Consider the following 18,694-nt stretch of genomic DNA (forward strand, 5'->3'; position numbering starts at 1 on the left):
TCCGGAATAAAAAATGGGCAAAAGCCAAGAGGATTTTTTAGCAGAAAAACGGCTGTAAAGCAATCAAAATTCTGCCCCCGGCCGGTGGTACTGAACCTTGTTCTGCTACCGGTCGGGGCGAAGAACGCATCCGCCGGACGGCTGGGGTCGCCCGGCGGATGTTCAGCATTCCGTGAAGCTTAGGGCCAGTCCGGCCTCGGAAGTCTCCTTGTATTTGCCCGACATGTCCCGGCCGGTCTGGGCCATGGCCCGGATGGCCTTGTCCAGGTCCACCTTCTGGTAGGTCTCGTCCAGGGTGGAGGCGATCAGATAGGCGTTGAACGCCTTGACCGCGCCCATGGCGTTGCGCTCGATGCACGGGATCTGCACGAACCCGCCCACCGGGTCGCAGGTCAGCCCCAAATGGTGTTCCAGGGCGATCTCGGCGGCGTTCTCCGTGACCTGGAAGCGGTAGCCCCGGGCGTAGGCGATCATGGCCGCGGCCATGGTCGAGGCCACGCCGACCTCGCCCTGGCAGCCCACCTCGGCCCCGGAGATGGAGGCGTTGTGCTTGCACAGGAAGCCGATGGCGCAGGCGGCCAGCAGGCCCTCGCGCAGCTCGGTCTGCAGGGCCCCGGTGTGGCGTTTGAGCATGAAGACGATGGCCGGGATGACCCCGGCCGCCCCGCAGGTGGGGGCGGTGACCACGCAGTGCCCGGCCGCATTTTCTTCGGATGCGGCCAGGGCGTAGGCGTTGAGCGCCTTGATGAAGCCGGGCCCCTGGAAGTACTCCTGGCGGGCGCGGTCGTACATGGCCGCCGCCTTGCGCCGCAGCCCGATGGGGCCGGGCAGCACGCCCGAGGTCTGGATGCCGGTCTCCACGGACTGCTCCATGACCGAGATGATGTGGTCCAACCCCATGTTGATCGCATCCTCGGTGGCCCCGGTGATGGCCATCTCGTTGGCCAGGATGAGCTCGTGCAGGCGGATGGACCGCTCGCGCAGGTGCTTTTTCAGCTCGGCCATGGTCGAGTAGGGGTAGGCGGGCTCGCCCCGTTGCGGCTCCTCCCAACCCTCCCAGCGCAGGAATCCCCCGCCCACGGAGTAGTAGATGCGCTCCAGCAGGACCGTATCCCCGGCCTTGAGTCGGAAGATCATGGTGTTGGGATGGGCGTAGTCGTGCTGCACCGCGTCCATGATGATCCGGCCCGGGGTATAGGGCAGGAACTTGACGCCCAGGTCCAGGTCGAAGGGTTTGTCCCTGTCCATGAACCGCTCCAGGGTGTCGGCCCCGCAGGTGTCGGGTTGGGAGCCGAGCATGCCGGACAGGATCGCCCGGGGCGTGCCGTGGCCCTCGCCCGTGGCGGACAGGGAACCGAACAGCCTGATTTCCAGGTCGTCGGCCCGCTTGCGCTCCGCTTCGGGCATCTCCCGGATCAGGCGCATGAAGTCGAATCCGGCCTTCATGGGGCCGATGGTGTGCGAACTGGACGGGCCGGGGCCGATCTTGAGCAGTTCGAATATGGACGTGGTGACGGGCACCATCTCGTTTTCTCCTGGCAGAGGGTTACCTGAGCGCCTTCACCTTGCGGCGCATGGCGTGCAGAATCGGTTCGGTATAGCCGTTGGGCTGGCTCGCGCCTTTGAAGATCAGGTCGCTCGCGGCCTGGAAGGCGACGCTCTTGTCGAAGTCCGGCGCCATGGGATGGTAGGCCGGGTCGTTTTGGTTCTGGCGGTCGACCACCTCGGCCATGGCCTTGAGAGTGGCCAGCACGGCCTCTTCGGTACAGATGCCGTGGCGCAGCCAGTTGGCCAGGTGCTGGCTGGAGATGCGCAGGGTGGCCCGGTCCTCCATCAGGCCCACGCCGTTGATGTCGGGCACCTTGGAGCAGCCCACGCCCTGGTCCACCCAGCGGACCACGTAGCCGAGGATGGACTGGCAGTTGTTGGCCAGCTCGCGGGCCACGTCGTCCTCGGACGGGCGATCACCGCGCATGAGCGGCAGGGTGGTCAGGGCGTCCAGGGAGGCGCGCATCTTTCCGGCCAGCTCGCGCTGGCGTTCGAAGACGTCCACCTGGTGGTAGTGCAGGGCGTGCAGGGTGGCCGCCGTGGGCGAGGGCACCCAGGCGCAGTTGGCCCCGGCCATGGGGTGCGCGCCCTTGGTCTCGACCATCTCCTTGAGCATGTCCGGCTTGGCCCACATACCCTTGCCGATCTGGGCCTTGCCCGAGAAGCCGCAGGCCAAGCCGATGTCCACGTTCCAGTCCTCGTAGGCCGCGATCCACGGCTCGTTCTTGATGGCCTCCTTGCGGACCACGGGCCCGGCCTCCATGGCCGTGTGGATCTCGTCGCCCGTGCGGTCCAGGAACCCGGTGTTGATGAAGATGACCCGGTCCTTGGCCGCCCGGATGCACTCCTTGAGATTCAGGGTGGTGCGGCGCTCCTCGTCCATGATGCCGACCTTGAGGGTCAGGACGGGCATGTTCAGGACCTCTTCCACGGCCGCGAACAGGTCGCAGGTGAAGGCGACCTCTTTGGGGCCGTGCATCTTGGGCTTGACGATGTACACGCTGCCGGTCTTGCTGTTTCGCCAACGACCGTCGCCGCTTAAATCGTGCAGGAAGATCAGGCCGGTGGCCAGGGTGTCCAGGATGCCCTCGGGCACTTCCTCACCGTCCAAAAGCACCGCGTCGGTGGTCATCAGGTGGCCCACGGTGCGGACCAGCATCATGCTCCGGCCGGGCAGGGTTACGGTTCCGCCGCCGGGCGCGCTGTAAGTCCTATCGTCGTTCAATGTGCGGGTCACGGTCCGGCCGCCCTTGTCGAAGCTGGCCGTCAGGTCGCCTTTGATCAGGCCGAACAGGTTCAGATAGGTCAGCCCCTTGTCCTCGCCGTCCACCACGGCCACGGAGTCCTCGCAGTCGAGGATGGTGGACATGGCCGATTCCAGGACCACGTCCTTGACGCCCGCCGGATGGTCGCAGCCCACCGGGTGCTCGGGGTCGAACTGCAGTTCGATGTGCAGGCCGTTCTTGCTGAAGAGCAGGGATTTGAGCGTGCCGTCTTCTTCAATGTACCCCGCGAACTGGGCCGGGTCGCGCAGGGCGGTTTTCCTGCCGCCGGTCAGGGTCACGGCCACTTCCTTGCCGGACGGGCCGTCCACGACGTCGAATCCAGTCGCCGCGCTGTGCGATCCCTCGGCCAGAGGCACGGCGGTATCCAGGTGGGCGGCGGCCCAGGCCATGACCTGCTGGCCGCGCCTGGGATTGTACCCCTTGCTCGGGACGTCGTCCTTTTCGATCACGTCCGAGCCGTAGAGCGCGTCGTACAGGCTGCCCCAACGGGCATTGGCCGCGTTCAGGGCGAACCGGGCGTTGGTCGCCGGGACGACCAGCTGCGGCCCGGCGATGGTCGCGATCTCCGGGTCCACGTTCGCGGTGGTGATGGCGAAGTCCCCGCCCTCGGGCACGAGATAGCCTATCTCGCGCAGGAAGGCGTGATAGGACTGTTTGTCGGCGGGCTGGCCGGGGTGCGCGCGGTGCCATTCGTCCATGGCCGCCTGGATGCGGTCGCGCTCGGCCAGCAGTTCCCGGTTGCGCGGGGTGAAGTCCCGGAACACGGCCTCGGCTCCGGCCCAGAAAGCGGTTTCATCCAGTCCGGTCCCTTGCAAAATCGTTTTGACGGCTTGGGCGAGTCCCTGGTGTACGGACAGCTTGCCAGCCTGAAATCTCTGCGTCACGTCTGCTCCTGATGCTCTGGTTGGGGAAACGGTCTCCTCATGGAGACATCCTTTCCAGATTGCCCTGAGAAGTGCTGTAATGCAACCACTACCGACTTTGACGGCAACAGATGTCGGATATGCACGGTCTTGTTTACCTCGTCAGGTTATTATTGGAACGAAATTTGTATTTGATCCCGTTTGATACGAGATTATGACGGCTTGCCGGAAAGACGAGTCGGAACGAGGGGACCGCATGCAGCTGAGTATCATTATTCCGGTTTTCAACAAATTCTCCCTGACGCTGGATTGCCTGCGCTCCCTTCGCGAGCACGCGCCCGAGGCGGACATGGAGGTCCTCGTGGTGGACAACGGTTCCACCGACGAGACCGCCGTCGCGCTCGATCCGCTGGGCGCGGAGTTGTTCGGAGATCGTTTTCGGGCCATCCACCTGGCCGAAAACCGCAACTTCGCCCCTGCCTGCAACCTGGGCGCACGCGAGGCCGGGGGCGAGTATCTCTTCTTCCTCAACAACGACACGGTGCTGACGCCGGACTGGTATCCGCCCCTGCGTGAGGCCCTTGCGGGCGACTGCGGTGCGGCCGGGCCGCTGCTCATGTATCCGGCCCACGGGCCGCTGTCCCTGGACCGGGTTCAGCACCTGGGGGTGGCCTGCCAGCCGCAGCTGCATTTCTGTCATCTCTACGAGTTCTTTCCGGCCTCGCATCCAGTGGTCGGGCGGCCTCGGTCCCCGCAGTTCCTGACCGGCGCGGCCCTGCTCATTTCCCGGCAGGTCTTTGTCGAGGCGGGGTCGTTCCACGAGGGATACGTCAACGGCGCCGAGGATCTGGAGCTGTGCGTCCGCATCCGCAAGGCGGGCCGTTCCCTGCGCTGCGTGCCCCAGAGCCGCATCTATCACCTGCAGAGCCAGACGCCGGGACGCCATGACCACGAGCGGGACAACGCCCGGCTGTTCAAGGAGCGGAACATGTGGGACATCTATCCGGACTTTCATCTGCGGCTGAAGGAAGACGGTTATGAAACGGCCCTGAACGAGCACCTGGTGCCCTTTGCCCGGCTTCCCCGGCGGCGGGCTGAGATCCTGGACCGGGCGTTTTCCCGCGATGCGGCCGTGCCCAACCGGACGGCCTGTCTGGCCATGATGGAGCGGGAGCCGCTCTACGGTCCGGCCTATGAGCGGCTGGCCGAGCTGTGCGAGGCCGAAGGCGACCTGTCCCTGTTGAGCGAGGTGCGCTTCCTCCAGGCGAGGCTTTTCCCCTGCCGCGAAGCCGGGACGCGGCTCCTGGACGCCGCCGCCCGCGCGGGCGACGAGCGCCTGGGCCGGGAAGGGGAACGCATCGTCGAATTCTACGCCCGGCTGGCCGCCGATCCGGATCTGCCCGCCATGGCGCGGGAGATGGTCGACTACGGTAGGCGGCTGGACCAGCCCGTCCTGGCGGAACTCTATGCCGGATGGCTGGCAGGGAGGGGATTGTGAGTCGCGCGGTGACCGACGATCTGACGGCCATGGCGACCATGGGGCGTGGTCACCTCATCGCGGCAGCTCAGTCTGCGTTCCGGGCCGCCGAGGCCGGGGACCCGGGCGGCATCGACCTCGGCGCGCGGCTGCTCTGCATGGCCTGGGCGGAGTTTCCCGTGGACGGCGCCCTGGCCGGGCAGATCGTGCGTCTGGCGGGATCGCTTCCGGTCGTGCGCGGGCTGCTCAATCCGGAGGGAGTGCGCCTAGCCGCCCGCGTGGCACAGGGGGACGGCGGCGGCAACCTGGCAGAGGCGGAACGGCTTTTTTCCCTCGGGGAGTACGAGGACATGGCCCGCTGCATCGAGGGTGCCGTACCGCACGGGCCGCTGCTGCCGGTCGTTCGGCAGGCGGTGCATTTCCAGGGCATTCTTTCGAATTTCGACTGGCTGGAGCGGTTCCTCAAAACGGCGTGCTCGCCTGTGGAGCCGGAACTCGCCGAGATGCTTCTGGCCGGAGTGTGGCTTGCCGCGGGGCGGTTCGAGCGGGCGGCCGCCGCCTATGGCCGGATCGCGGCCCGTTGCGGCCTGCCCCTCTGGGGACTGCGGCAGGCGGCGGCCCTGGCCGGAGCCGGGCGTACGGAGCGCGCCATGGGCGTGCTGGCGGCCGTGCTCAAGGAGTTCCCGGGGCACACCACGGCCCTGCTGTGCCTGGACGGGCTGGCCTTCCCTCCTGAATGCGGGGCGCGGCTGGACGGCGGGTGCGCGGTCTCCATCTATTCCTACAACAAAGCGGATGAGCTGCGCCGGACCCTGGATTCGGTCCTGGCTTCGGCTCTGGGGCCGGACGTGGGCGAGGTCGTGGTGCGTGTGCTCGTCAACGGGAGCACGGACGGCAGCCTGGCCGTGGCCGAGGCGGCCCGCGACCGGTTCGCCGGGCGGCTCGAGGTCATCTCCCTGCCCGTGAACGTGGGCGCGCCTGCCGCCCGGAACTGGCTGATGGACGCCGCCGTGCGGGCCGGGGACCGCTGGATCGTCTATCTCGACGACGACGTGCTGGTGCCCGGAGACTGGCTCTCCGGGTTGGCTGCCGGGGTCCGGGACTTCCCCGAGGCGGGCGTGTGGGGCTGCCGGGTCGCGGACGTGCGCTCTCCAGGGGTGACCCAGCACGGCGACGGCTTTCTGCTCCCGACCGAAGAGGCGGCCCGCAGGGACGGGTGGCTGACGCTGGCGGAACCGTGCGTGGAGGTCATGGCCGATCCGCTGCTGCGCTACCGGCGGTACGCCGCGTCCGTGACCGGATGCTGTCATCTCTTCGAGACGGCCTCCCTGGCGGCGAGCGGCGGCTTCGATCTGCTCTTCTCGCCCAGCCAGTGCGACGACCTGGACCTGGACCTGCGCAGGCTCGGGCAGGGTCTGCCCGCCGCCTACCTGGGCGACGTGCGCATCACGCACCTGCGCGAATCCACCCATTTCCTGAAATTGTCCGAGGGCGCGGCCGCGCAGAGCCTGATGCACCGCCGCCAGTTGGACGAAAGGCACGGGCCGGCCCTCGACGCGCTGTGCGCGACACAGCGGGCCGTGGTCCGGGCCGACCTAGCGGCCCGGCGGGAGCGGCTTCAGCGCGCGGGACTCCTGCCCGCCAGTTCGTAGCAGAGGGAGAGCAGTTCGCCTGGTTCGTCGCCATGGACGTGGGCGGCCAGCAGTTCCTCTCGGGCGTTGGATGCCATGCGCAGCCGGGCTCCGGGATTCTCGATCAATGTTTCCAGACAGCCCGCCCATGCGCGGGGAGCGCGGGCTAACAGGCCGGTCTGGCCGTGGCGCACGCAGGCGTAGGGCGTCAGGTCACTGAACACGCCCACCGCGCCGCACGCCGTATACTCCATCCATTTCACATGGCTCTTCGCCCGGTTGAAGGGCGAGTCCTCCAGGGGGGCCAGGCCGATGTCGAAGGCGAGCCCGGCCATGGCCTCGGCATAGGCCGCGTAGCTGTCCACCGCCGGGACTTTGCGCACGTCCTCCCTTTGGTCGAAGAACGGGGTGGAGCAGCCGAACAGGATTAGTTCCACCGTCGGGCCGAAGCGGTCCAGCACCGCCGCCAGCGGGGTTTCCAGGGCGCGGAGGTCCGCCGTGTGGGTCGGCGTGCCCGCGTAGAGGATGCGCACGGGACCGTCGGTCTTTTCCGGCTGCCTCGGAGGCCACAGGATCGGGTCCAGCCGGTTGGGCGTGACCGCGACGCGGTCGTTCAGCGGGGCAAAGGCGGCGGCCAGGGTGGCCGTGGAGACCGAGACGGCCGAGAAGCGGTGCGCGCATCGGATCAGCGTCCGCAGGGTGCGGAGGGCGAGGGGGGACTGCGGGTTGTCTTCGGGCACGGCCTGCAACAGGTCGTCCGTGTCGTAGATCACCGGTTTGCCCCCGGAGAAACAGGCTTCGAGAAGCGGTTCGGTGAAGTCCAGGGGGAAGAAGCGCTGCACCAGGATGACGTCGGCCCGTTGCAGGGCCTCGCCGTCCACGGCGTGCCCGTCGTCCCGGCTGTCCACGGCCCAGGCCACGTTGACGCCCTCATGGCGCAGCGGGGTCAGGACGCGGTATCGGGCGCAGGCGGATTCCGGGTTGTCGAAGGTCAGGACGGCGATGTTCACGAGGGCTCCCTGGCTGGGTGGTTGCGTCGCGTATACCCGGCCATTCTAGTGAAACGGCGCGGATTACGCCACCGCAAAATGGCGCGGCCCGGGCTTCCCGCTACCGTCCGGCGGCCTCCATGATGCGCTTCCACAACCGTTCCAGGGGCACGGGCTTGAGCAGGAAGTCGAAGGCGCCGGCCTCCAGAGACTGCATGTGTCGGGTCATGTCCCCCTCGCCGGTGAGCAGGATGACCTCGGTGGCCGGGAAGTTCTTGCGGATGATCTTCAGCGTCTCCAGGCCGTTCAGGTCGGGCATGTGCATGTCCAGCAGGACCACGTCCACGGGCTCGGATTCCAGGATGGCGTAGGCGTCGACTCCGCCCTCCGCCGTACGCACGCTCGCCCCGAGATGTCCCAGCCGCTTGGCCAGGGCGTCGACAAAGGCGGCCTCGTCGTCGACGAGCAGTATGTGGATGGGTGCGGTCATGGCGTAGTCTCTCCTGTGGTGCTTCTTACAATGAACATGCCAGCGGCTAAAAACGCAACACGTCTTGATACTTTTTTCTCCGTTTGTCGAGTTCTGGATAAAAGCAATGAAATAAGCATATTGTGGCAACATGGTTCGGAAGGAACCACCAGAATATCCCAGAGCCGCGAAATAATATTTTAAGGCTATTCAGGGGAATGTCGCTTAGAGCGGGACATTTTTACCCACTATATGGTATGGAGATCTTGATCGTGCCCTGTGGCAGGGCCTTGCGGGTAGAATTCCGCCATTGGCACCTTTTGTACCACTGGGGCAAAAGGTACCGTTTTGGGCGTTGTAGAGGGGGTGACAGGACGTTTTCACCTGTTGCCGATAGTCAATTCAGATCGGGTGCCGACGCAGAGATGGAGTACATAAGGTTAAGTATTTAGGCATGTAACGGCAATAAATAGGGAGCGGGCAATCCTCCGGCCGAACCAAGGCCGTGGCACACGGATTGCTCATGGCAGCACAGGCAGAGGTATTGGGTATCGGGCAGGTGGCCCGGGACTGCGACCGAGAGCGGGGCCATGCATCCTGAAAAGAAGTCATCCTACGACAACCTGTCGCGCAACCTGTCGCTGACGGTCATCACGGTGTCTTTCGCGCCGCTCATCCTGGTGGGCGGGCTCATCTTCCACCAGTTCCGCTCCATATACACCGAAAAGGTCTTCGCCCACCTGGCCGAGGTCGTGGACAAGCACGCGGCCGACATCAACACCTTTCTGCGGGACAAGCTCACCGAGGTCCAATACGTCAGCCGGACCTCCTCTTTCGACTACCTGACCACCTCGAACCACCTGGACCAGGCCCTGCGCACGATGCAGCAGCAGTACGGCCGCATCTTCGTCGACCTGGGCGTGGTCGACAGCCGGGGCCGCCAGGTGGCCTATGCCGGTCCGTTCAGCCTTCTGGGCGCGGACTATTCCGGGGCGGACTGGTTCCGCAACTCCAAGGAGAGCGACGCCATCATCAGCGACGTCTTCGAGGGGTTGCGCCAGTCCCCCCACTTCATCGTTTCCGTCAGCCAGGGGAGGGGCGAAGAGCGCTGGACCCTGCGCGCGACCATTGACTTCCTGGCCTTCAGCTACCTGGTCCAGAACATCCGCATCGGCGAGACCGGATTCGCCTACATCCTGAACAGCCGGGGCGTGTATCAGACCCGGCCCAAGGACGAGCGCAACCAGGATCTGGAACTGACCCCGCGCCGCCAGCTCGGACGCTCCGGCTCCCTGGCCGGGGTGTCCATCTTCGAGTCGGTGGACCGCGAGGGCGACACCTACGTCACGGTGACTTCGCCCATCAAGGGCGGGGAGTGGCAGCTGGTCTACCAGCAGAAGACCTCGGACGCCTTTTCGGCCATGACCCGCACCGAACTCGTCACCCTGGGCATCTTTCTCATCGGCGGGCTGGCCATCGTGGCCATGGCCCTGCTCATCTCCCGCAAGCTCGTGGTCCGCTTCCAGGCCATCGACCAGGAGTCCGAGCTGATGAGCAAGCAGATCGTGGAGACCGGCAAGCTGGCCGCCATCGGCGAGCTGGCCGCAGGCATCGCCCACGAAATCAACAATCCGGTGGCCATCATGATCGAGGAAGCGGGCTGGGTCAGCGACCTCATGGAGGACGAGGGGCGCGAGCTGCCGTCCTACGGGGAGATCCAACGGGCCCTGACCCAGGTGGGCAACCAGGGGCGGCGGTGCAAGGACATCACCCACAAGCTGCTCTCCTTCGCCCGGCAGAGCGACTCCAGGGCGACCGAAATGTCGGTGCCCGAATTCATCCGCGAGGTAGTCGATATTTCCATGCAGCAGGCCCGTTTCGCCCAGGTGGAGTTCGACCTGGACCTGGACGAGTCCATGCCGCGCATCACGGCCTCGGCCACCGAACTGCAGCAGGTCCTGCTGAACCTGGTCAACAACGCCATCCAGGCCATGGAGCCCGACGGCGGCAAGCTGTCCATCGGCTGCGCCATGGCGGACGGCCAGGCGGCCATCACCGTGGCCGACACCGGCCCCGGCATCCCGGCGGCCAACCTGAGCCGTATCTTCGATCCATTCTTCACCACCAAGCCGGTGGGCAAGGGGAGCGGCCTGGGATTGTCCATATGTTTCGGAATAATCCACCAGATGGGTGGAGAGATAGACGTGGAAAGCGCAGTGGGCAGCGGCACGCGGTTCACCATCCGTCTGCCCGCCCCGCAGCCCGCACGGCAACCTGAAACGCGACAGGAGATTCGACATGACTGATGCCACTGTTTTGATCGTGGACGACGAGCGCGGGTTCGTCGAGACCATGGCCAAGCGGCTCGAAAAGCGCAACATGACCGTTTTCCAAGCCTTTGACGGTGACGAGGCCATGGTCCGGTTGGCGGAGCACCCGAACATCCAGGTGGTCATCCTGGACATGAAGATGCCCGGCAAGGACGGCCTGGTCGTCCTGCAGGAGATCAAGGAGGCCTACCCCCTGGTCGAGGTCATCATGCTGACCGGCCACGCCACGGTCCCCTCGGCGGTGGAGGGCATCCAGCACGGGGCCTTCGACTACCTGATGAAGCCGTGCAGCTTCGAGGACCTGAACCAGAAGATCGCCGAGGCCGTCGAGCTCAAGAGCGAGCACGAGGAAGAGGCGGTCGAGGCCCGGCTCAGCGACATCGCCGGGCGCATGGGGTAGCGGCGTGGACAGGGCCAGGGACACCGCCGACGGCCGGGACGTGCGCCTGCTCATCGTGGACGATGAGACCGGGTTCGCCGAGGTCCTGTGCAAGCGCATGCGCCGCCGGGGCGTGGATGCGGCCTCGGCGGAGAGCGGCGACGAGGCGGTCCAGCTGCTGCGCCGCGAGGAGTTCGACGTGGCCATCGTGGACCTCAAGCTCCAGGGCATGAACGGGATCGAGATTCTGAAGGTCTTCAGGCTGATGGCCCCGGATATGCCGGTGCTCATGCTGACCGGCCACGGCAGCGAAGAGGCTCGTGAAGAGTGCATCAAGCTCGGCGCGGTGGACTATCTCTCCAAGCCCGTGGAGTTCGACAGGCTGCTCGACAAGGCGCTGGAACTGAGCGTCGGGAGGGTGCGGGCGTGAACGGCGTGAGGGTGCTGCTCATCGACGACGAGGGCGGGTACACCGATGCCCTGGCCAAGCGGCTGGACCGCAGGGGGCTGTCCGTTGCGGCCGTGGGCGGCGGGGCCCAGGCCCTCGAGATCATGGACCAATGGTCCTTTGACGTGGTCCTGCTCGACATCATGATGGCGGGCATGGACGGCATCAAGACCCTGAGCGCCATCAAGCGGCGGCACCCGGAAGTGGAGGTGGTCATGCTGACCGCCCACGCCGACACGGACATTGTCATTTCCAGTCTGGCCATGGGGGCGTTCGATTACCTCATGAAGCCGGCGGATGTGGAGGAACTGGTTCGCAAGATCGAAGATGCGGCCATGAGAAAAAGAAGCAATTCGAAGTGATCGGCCCGAGGGTGGGTGCTTCGGACGGGTTGAACAAAACAAGAGGAAGCGAGGATAATCATGCGATTTTTCAGCCAATGGGGTAGATTCATGATGGCCGGGGCCGGAGCCCTTGCCCAGTGGGAGATCGACAACGCCAAGTCCATAGTGAGCAGCCGCAAGAAGCTGCTGCTCATCGGGCTGATGATCATTCCCATCATTCTGATCGGCGTGGCCTTTGCCGACGACATCGGCCCGGCCCTGCCGCAGCTGCTCGGCGGCAAGAAGGCCTACAGCCCGGCATTCTACAGCCTGGGCATCTTCATGGTTTCCATCGCCATCGGCGTGGGCGCGGGGCTCATCACCGGCTGCATCGGCGCGGGCGGCGGCTTCATCATCGCCCCGGCGCTCATGTCCGCGGGCATCAAGGGCATCCTGGCCGTGGGCACCGACCTGTTCCACATCTTCGCCAAGGCGATCATGGGCAGCGTCATCCACCGCAAGCTTGGCAACGTGTCCGTGTCCCTGGCCGTGGTCTTCCTGGTCGGGGCCGTGCTCGGGGCCACGGCGGGCGGCATCATCAACCGCGTGCTCTACGAGATCAACCCGATCCTGAGCGACGCCTTCATCACCACCGTCTATTCGCTGATGCTCGGCTTCCTGGGCTTCTACGCCCTGGCCGACTTTTTGCGCTCGCGCAAGGCGGACAAGGGCGGCGACGCCCACGGCGGCGGGGAAGGGGCCGAACTCGGGGCCATCTGTCGCAACCTGCAGGACGTCAAGTGCCCGCCCATGATCAAGTTCGACCAGGACCTGGTCGCCGGTGGCCGCCAGATCTCCTGGATATTCCTGGTCCTGTCCGGCGCGCTGGTCGGCCTGGCGGCGGGCATCATGGGCGTGGGCGGCGGCTTTCTGACCTTCCCGATCTTCGTCTACGTGCTCGGCGTCTCCTCCATGACCACGGTGGGCACCGACATCTTCCAGATCGTGTTCACGGCGGGGTTTGCGTCCATCACCCAGTACGCCATCTACGGCTTCATCTTCTACACCCTGGCCATGGGCATGCTCATCGGTTCGCTGCTGGGCATCCAGATCGGCGCGCTGGTGACCAAGATCGTGCCCGGCATCACCATCCGGGGCTTCTACGCCATGGCCGTGCTGGCCGGTTTCATGAACCGGATCTTCGCTCTGCCGAGCAAGCTGGCCGATATGGACATCATCTCGCTCTCCCCCGGCATGGGGGCCGTGCTCAACACCATCGGCATCTGGGCGTTCTTCATCGTCATCGGCGGATTCTCCGTCTGGGTGGTGGGGACCTTCCTGATGAACATTTCCAAGCTCAAGAGAAAGGAGGCCTAAGGCCATGATCTACAACAAGAAGGAATTCTACGGCGGGGCAGCCCTGCTGGTGGTGTTTTTCGCGGTGTTGTTCATGATGTTCCAGCCCATATACCACGGGCACAACGGCATGCAGTTCCTGGACAACCTCTACAACTCCATCTCCAAGGGGTCCATCAACTACTCCTCGCAGTTGAAGGCCGACATGGAGAAGTTTAACGACAAGGCCATCGACGTGACCCTGAACTACGGCACAGAGGCCCAGGCCGCCCAGTCGGCGGAGATGTTCATCAAGGCCGGGGCGCAGGCCACGGCCGAGGGCAAGTCCCTGCATCTGGCGGGCTCCCTGGGCGCGCTCCTGAAGAGCAGCCTGGACGACGCCCAGGTCATGTATGACAACGACGGCGAGGCCATCCAGGCCAAGTACGGCATCGAGCCCCGCCGCGTCCTGTACAACTGGTGGACATCCTACAAGCTGATGAACAAGGCCCTGGGCAACCAGAAGGAGTTCGCGGCGGCCAAGGCCGTGGACACGGTCCAGACCAAGTCGGTGGAGGCCTCCTACAATTACTTCGGCGTCGAGGCCCAGAGCATAACGGACGACATCGGGCTGGTCATATTCTCCCTGGTCTTCTACGTGCTCTATACCCTGTGGTACGGGTTCGCCATCCTGTTCCTCTTCGAGGGATGGGGACTCAAGCTCAGTCACTAAGTCTCGGAATGCGCATCATACCCTAGCCCTGCACGGTCCGGCGTCCTCCCCCGGCCGCCGGACCGTGCCCCAACCATGAAGGGATTTACTCCTGTCCGAAATGATTGTATTTTCTTCAGATGAGGAAGCGTGCATGAATCTCCAGAATTATTACGACACCGTCATGGAGCTGACCCACGGCATCGTGGTCACGCTCGATCTGGACGGGGGGATCATCCACGGCAACTCCGAGCTGGAGCACCTCTCCGGGTACCATGTCCAGGAACTGGCGGGCCGCGACTGGTTCGAGGTCTTCATTCCCAGGGACGAGCGGGACATGGCCCGGCGCGCGCTGCTCGAAAGCGTCCATGAAAAGGGCGTGACCGCCTTTGCCGGGCGCATCCGGGCCAAGGACGGGGACACGGTCTACGTCAACTGGAACCTCAAGCCGCTGACCGACTCCAACGGCGAGATCGTCAGCCTCTTGTGCGTGGGCCAGGACGTGACCGACCTGGTCCTGCGCGAGAAGGGGTTGTTGCGCGAGCGGTTCACGCTCATGGAGCGCAACAAGGAGCTCAGCTGCCTTTACTCCCTGAGCCAGCTCATGGGCGAGATCCACCGGACCATGGACGACCTCCTGACCCAGGTGGTGGAGCTGCTCCCGGCGGCCTTCCAGAACCCCGAGATGACCTACGCCCGGCTGCGCATCGGGCACAAGATTTACGAGACGCCGGGCTTCGAGGAGAGCGACCACATGCTCAAGTCGGACCTGGTGATCAACAACGAGAAGCGGGGATCGCTGTCGGTGGCCGTGCGCAACGACGCGGCCCGGCCCGGTTTTCTGGAGGACGAAAGGGACCTGTTCACCACCGTGGTCCAGCAGGTGGTCATCCTGGTCTCCAAGCGGGAGACCCGGCTGGCCAAGCAGGAGCTGGAGCGCCAGCTGCGGCAGTCCGACCGGCTGGCCAAGATCGGCCAGTTCTCGGCCGGGGTGGCCCACGAGATCAACGAACCCCTGGCCAACATCCTCGGGTTCGCCGAGCTGGCCCTGCAGACCCCGGACCTGCCCGAGCAGGTGGCCACGGACCTGAACAACATCGTGGAGTCCTCCCTGCACGCCCGCGAGATCATCCGCAAGCTTATGTTTTTCGGCCGCCAGCTGCCGCCCCAGCCCGCGTTCATCGACTTCAACGACACGGTGGAGCAGGCCCTGCGCATCACCGAGTCCGGGGCCCGGCGCGGCGACATCGAGATCGTCCGGGAGTACGACCGGTCCCTGCCAAAAATTCTGGCCGATCCGCAGCACATGAAGCAGGTGGTGGTCAACCTGGTGGTCAACGCCATCCAGGCCATGGCCGACGGCGGCACCGTGACCATCCGCACCATCGGGCTCGACAGCGACGCCTACCTGGTGGTGGAGGACACCGGCCCGGGGATGACCCCGGACGTGCTCAAGATGATCTTCACCCCGTTCTTCACCACCAAGGACGTGGACAAGGGGTCCGGCCTGGGGTTGTCCGTGATACACGGCATCGTCAAGGCCCACGGGGGATTCATTCAGGTGGAAAGCTCGCCGGACGGGGGGACCAGGGTGGAGGTCGCCTTTCCCTGCCATCTGCGCGATCCGGAGGATGAGCCATGAGCAGGACTGTCCGCATTCTCGCGGTGGACGACAGCAAGTCGACCCTGGAGGTGCTCAAGCGCAATCTCGTGCCCGCTGGCTACGAGGTCTTCACCTGCGGCCGGGTGGACGAGGCCGTGGCCCTGCTCGAGGACCTGGTCATCGACCTGGTCATCACCGACTACCGCATGCCCGCCGCCTCGGGCCTGGACCTGATCAAGCACGTGCGGGCCAACCTGCCGGACGTTGAGATCATGATGATAACCGGCTACCCGTCCATCCCGGGCGCGGTGGAGGCCATCAAGGACGGGGCGGGGGAGTATCTGGCCAAGCCGTTCACCACCGATGAGCTGCTCTCGTCGGTGGGGCGCATCGTGGAACGGCTGCAGCGCAGGCGGGTCCTGGCCTCGGCCGACACCCCGCCGGACAATTTCGGGATCATCGGCAACGCCCCGGAGATGGAGCTGGTCTTCCAGCGCATCGGCAAGGCCGCGGCCTCGGACGCCAACGTGCTCATCAACGGCGAGTCCGGCACCGGCAAGGAACTGGTGGCCCGGGCCGTGCACTACAACAGCGACCGGCGGACCGCGTCGTTCGTGCCGGTCAATTGCACGGCCATCCCGGACAGCCTGGTGGAGAGCGAACTGTTCGGCCACGTCAAGGGTGCCTTCACCGGGGCCAAGGAGTCCAGGGCGGGCTTCTTCGAGGTCGCCAACGGCGGGTCCATCTTCCTGGACGAGATCGGCGACGCCAGTCCGACCATGCAGGCCAAGCTGTTGCGGGTCATCCAGTCCAAGGAGTTCTGCAAGGTGGGTTCGAGCATCGTCAAGACCGTGGACGTGCGCATCCTGGCCGCCACCCACAAGGACCTGCGGCGCATGGTCGCCGAGGGTTCCTTCCGCGAGGACCTGTTCTACCGGATCAACGTCATCGACATCAACGTGCCGCCCCTGTCCGAGCGCGGGGACGACATCCTCGTGCTCATCAATCACTTCCTGGCCGAGTTCTCCAGGGCCATGCACCGCGAGCCGCCGACCATCTCGGACGAGGCCCTGCATGCCATGCGCCGTTTCGACTGGCCCGGCAACGTCCGTGAGCTGGAGAACCTGATCCAGCGGCTGGTGGTCATCGTGGACCACGACACCATCGAGATCACGGACCTGCCCGAGGCCATGCGCTTCAGCCTGCCGCGCGAGGGCAGCGTCAACAGGACCCTGGAGGAAGTGGAGCTTGAGCACATCCGCAACGTCCTGGTCATGACCGGGGACAACAAGACCCGCGCGGCCGAGATTCTCGGCATCAACCGCAAGACCCTGCGGGAAAAACTCAAGCGCTTCGAAGGGATGGCCAAGCAGGGCGAATAGCCCGTCCCGGCCGCCCGGTGGTGAATCTTAGGAGTTGACCCGGACCGGTCCTTGTGCGACAGGGCCGGACGGCGTTGACCTGTACGCACAGTAGGGTATGGTTCAACGCACAACCATATTCAAGGCGCACCATGTCTTTCAACACGGAAAAATACATCAGCAATCACGTCCGGCACGGCATGAAGGTCGGGCTGGCCAGCGTCCTGGCCTACGTCGGGGCGGAGTTGATCGGCCTGCCCTACGGGTACTGGGCGGTCATCACCACGGTCATCGTCATGCAGATGCACGTGGCCGACTCCATCCAGATGTGCCTGTACCGGTTCACCGGCACGGCCATCGGCGCGGGCATGGGCATCCTGATGATCATCATCTTCCCGCCCACCCATTTCTATACGCTCATCGCCGTGTTCGTGGGCACGGGCATCTGCGCCTACCTGACCCGCTACGACGCGCGCTACCGCATGGCGGCCATAACCATGGCCATTGTCTTTCTGTCCAGCCTGGGCGCGGAGCACCGCATCGAATACTCCCTGTTCCGGGTGGCCGAGATCGGCGTGGGCGTGCTCTGCGCCTTTGTGGTCTCGGTGGCGGTCTGGCCCAACCGGACCACCTCGGTCCTGCTCGACCGCCTGTGCAAACAGTACGACCAGGTGGCGGACAACCTCCTGCTGCTCATGGACAACTTCCTGCATCGCCAGCGCAAGACCGACCCGGACCTGTTCTTCGACCTGGCCCGCGAGGTCCAGGCCAACCGGGAGCTCTACAACAAAATATACTCCACCGAACGGCGCGTGTTCCGCGACGACATGGATCTGCTCGCCCTGCAGGTCAACACGCTCAACTCCGTGGTGGAACGGCTGCAGTCCACGCCCAGCCTGCTCAACGAGGTGGAGGGCGACGGCTTCGACATCATCATGGCCCCGGAACTCACGCTCCTGGCCAAGCACATGGCCGTGGCCCTGCGCAACATCGGCAGGGGGGTCAAGTATGATCCCCATCCCCTGGCCCGGGCCGTGGACGCGGTGGAGCAGCGGTTCATCGAGCTGCGCGAGCAGGGCGTCATCGAACGGTTCGAGGTGCGTCGCTACTTCCAGGTCATGAGTTTCATCAACACCGCCCAGCACCTCGGCGAATTTCTCCTGGTGGTCCTGAACAAGCCGCAGATGCCGCGCTGACGCGGCCGGGAGCGGACCTCGAAGAGGGCCGCTTCTCGGCCCTGCCCTTGGATGGCGGTGAATTCCTGTTCGTCCCCCTGTGGAATGCGAAGCCGTCCTATCAGGACGTCAGCGGGCAGGCCAGGGCAGCCCAATAGGCCCGTCGGGGCAACGGACTCGAAGAGGCGCGCGGAACCGGTTCCGCGCGCCTTCATTTTACTGCACCCACCAGTCGCAGGCCTCTTGGTTTTGAAGATGCGTATTCCCGGCTGGGAGAGTGCGGCGGCGCGACGTGCCCGAGTGGCTTTCCCCCGGTTCATCGCAGTATTGTGAAAAAATGGACGCGGCCGCGCCCGGTTCCATTCGCCTCGTCTTGCCAAAACGGCCTCCGCCCCAGGCGTGTTTGTCCATTCCGTGGAAGGCGGCCTGGACATCGGGCGGCATGAAAAGGCGTGAAAATGCACGTCCGATGAGCCCCACGCCAAAATTTTTTTTTGCAACGTCTTTTCTATTCTTTGTTGCCAAATTTTTTTTTGCCAAAGCGGGAGCGTTGTCCGGCAATGAAAGGGCGGGCTATCCGGCGATAGGGCTTAACCTATGGAATTGCCATTTTATTTGTGCGAAAAATCACATGTGAAAGAATGGTAATCATTTTCGCCTGATCATTCCGCCCATAGGAGCGGTTGCAATTTTACCGTTCCGGAAAAACCTCCTGATTTCGTGCCATTGCGCGATCCGGGCGCGATTGAAACGGTTCCTTTGCGA

16 protein-coding genes are annotated in these 18,694 nt (G+C 64.8%); 12 read left to right on the forward strand and 4 right to left on the reverse strand.

Annotated features, from left to right (window positions below):
* Positions 1-162: 162 nt before the first annotated feature.
* Together ACR42D_RS07505 and ACR42D_RS07510 are read right to left on the reverse strand one after the other, a co-directional pair.
* On the reverse strand, positions 163-1,524 hold the full coding sequence (locus ACR42D_RS07505) for an L-serine ammonia-lyase (protein WP_484566208.1): 1,362 nt from the start codon (positions 1,522-1,524) through the stop codon (positions 163-165).
* A 22-nt stretch (positions 1,525-1,546) separates the two neighbouring features.
* On the reverse strand, positions 1,547-3,718 hold the full coding sequence (locus ACR42D_RS07510; protein WP_484566209.1) for a malate synthase G: 2,172 nt from the start codon (positions 3,716-3,718) through the stop codon (positions 1,547-1,549).
* Between the two features lie 235 nt (positions 3,719-3,953).
* Between ACR42D_RS07510 and ACR42D_RS07515 the strand changes: the two genes are divergently transcribed.
* Positions 3,954-5,195: a glycosyltransferase family 2 protein gene (locus ACR42D_RS07515; protein ID WP_484566210.1), complete on the forward strand. Its 1,242-nt coding sequence runs from the start codon at positions 3,954-3,956 to the stop codon at positions 5,193-5,195.
* A complete protein-coding gene (locus ACR42D_RS07520; RefSeq protein WP_484566211.1) occupies positions 5,192-6,826 on the forward strand; it encodes a glycosyltransferase family 2 protein in 1,635 nt (544 codons plus the stop codon). Before ACR42D_RS07515 ends, ACR42D_RS07520 begins: the two co-directional genes overlap by 4 nt.
* Here the strand turns inward: ACR42D_RS07520 and ACR42D_RS07525 are convergent.
* Positions 6,793-7,815: a glycosyltransferase family protein gene (locus ACR42D_RS07525; protein ID WP_484566212.1), complete on the reverse strand. Its 1,023-nt coding sequence runs from the start codon at positions 7,813-7,815 to the stop codon at positions 6,793-6,795. The two genes, ACR42D_RS07520 and ACR42D_RS07525, sit on opposite strands and share 34 nt — an antisense overlap.
* Before the next feature lie 100 nt (positions 7,816-7,915).
* Positions 7,916-8,284: a response regulator gene (locus tag ACR42D_RS07530; RefSeq protein WP_484566213.1), complete on the reverse strand. Its 369-nt coding sequence runs from the start codon at positions 8,282-8,284 to the stop codon at positions 7,916-7,918.
* 569 nt (positions 8,285-8,853) lie between these two features.
* Between ACR42D_RS07530 and ACR42D_RS07535 the strand changes: the two genes are divergently transcribed.
* From ACR42D_RS07535 to ACR42D_RS07580, 10 genes are all read left to right on the forward strand, one after another.
* Complete coding sequence (locus tag ACR42D_RS07535) at positions 8,854-10,569, forward strand: sensor histidine kinase (protein WP_484566214.1); 1,716 nt, start codon at positions 8,854-8,856, stop codon at positions 10,567-10,569.
* On the forward strand, positions 10,562-10,993 hold the full coding sequence (locus ACR42D_RS07540) for a response regulator (RefSeq protein WP_484566215.1): 432 nt from the start codon (positions 10,562-10,564) through the stop codon (positions 10,991-10,993). Before ACR42D_RS07535 ends, ACR42D_RS07540 begins: the two co-directional genes overlap by 8 nt.
* 4 nt (positions 10,994-10,997) lie before the next feature.
* Positions 10,998-11,402 carry a response regulator transcription factor gene (locus tag ACR42D_RS07545; protein ID WP_484566216.1) on the forward strand — a complete coding sequence of 135 codons (405 nt, stop codon included), beginning with the start codon at positions 10,998-11,000 and terminating at the stop codon, positions 11,400-11,402.
* Entirely contained in the window at positions 11,399-11,782 is a 384-nt protein-coding gene (locus tag ACR42D_RS07550) for a response regulator (protein WP_484566217.1), read from the forward strand. The genes ACR42D_RS07545 and ACR42D_RS07550 overlap by 4 nt, the downstream gene beginning before the upstream one ends.
* Positions 11,783-11,842: 60 nt before the next feature.
* Entirely contained in the window at positions 11,843-13,120 is a 1,278-nt protein-coding gene (locus tag ACR42D_RS07555) for a sulfite exporter TauE/SafE family protein (RefSeq protein WP_484566218.1), read from the forward strand.
* Between the two features lie 4 nt (positions 13,121-13,124).
* Positions 13,125-13,811: a hypothetical protein gene (locus ACR42D_RS07560; protein ID WP_484566220.1), complete on the forward strand. Its 687-nt coding sequence runs from the start codon at positions 13,125-13,127 to the stop codon at positions 13,809-13,811.
* A 133-nt stretch (positions 13,812-13,944) separates the two neighbouring features.
* Positions 13,945-15,432 (forward strand): PAS domain-containing sensor histidine kinase, encoded by a 1,488-nt coding sequence (locus ACR42D_RS07565; protein ID WP_484566221.1) that lies wholly within the window; start codon positions 13,945-13,947, stop codon positions 15,430-15,432.
* Positions 15,429-16,775: a sigma-54-dependent transcriptional regulator gene (locus tag ACR42D_RS07570; protein ID WP_484566222.1), complete on the forward strand. Its 1,347-nt coding sequence runs from the start codon at positions 15,429-15,431 to the stop codon at positions 16,773-16,775. The genes ACR42D_RS07565 and ACR42D_RS07570 overlap by 4 nt, the downstream gene beginning before the upstream one ends.
* Before the next feature lie 131 nt (positions 16,776-16,906).
* The gene (locus ACR42D_RS07575; protein WP_484566223.1) at positions 16,907-17,950 is read left to right on the forward strand and encodes an FUSC family protein; all 1,044 of its coding nucleotides are present in this window, start codon (positions 16,907-16,909) and stop codon (positions 17,948-17,950) included.
* Positions 17,951-18,221: 271 nt separating this feature from the next.
* Positions 18,222-18,566: a hypothetical protein gene (locus ACR42D_RS07580; protein ID WP_484566224.1), complete on the forward strand. Its 345-nt coding sequence runs from the start codon at positions 18,222-18,224 to the stop codon at positions 18,564-18,566.
* Positions 18,567-18,694: the final 128 nt, after the last annotated feature.

This window comes from Pseudodesulfovibrio sp. lm2024 (assembly GCF_051175575.1).
Classification (GTDB): domain Bacteria; phylum Desulfobacterota; class Desulfovibrionia; order Desulfovibrionales; family Desulfovibrionaceae; genus Pseudodesulfovibrio; species Pseudodesulfovibrio caledoniensis.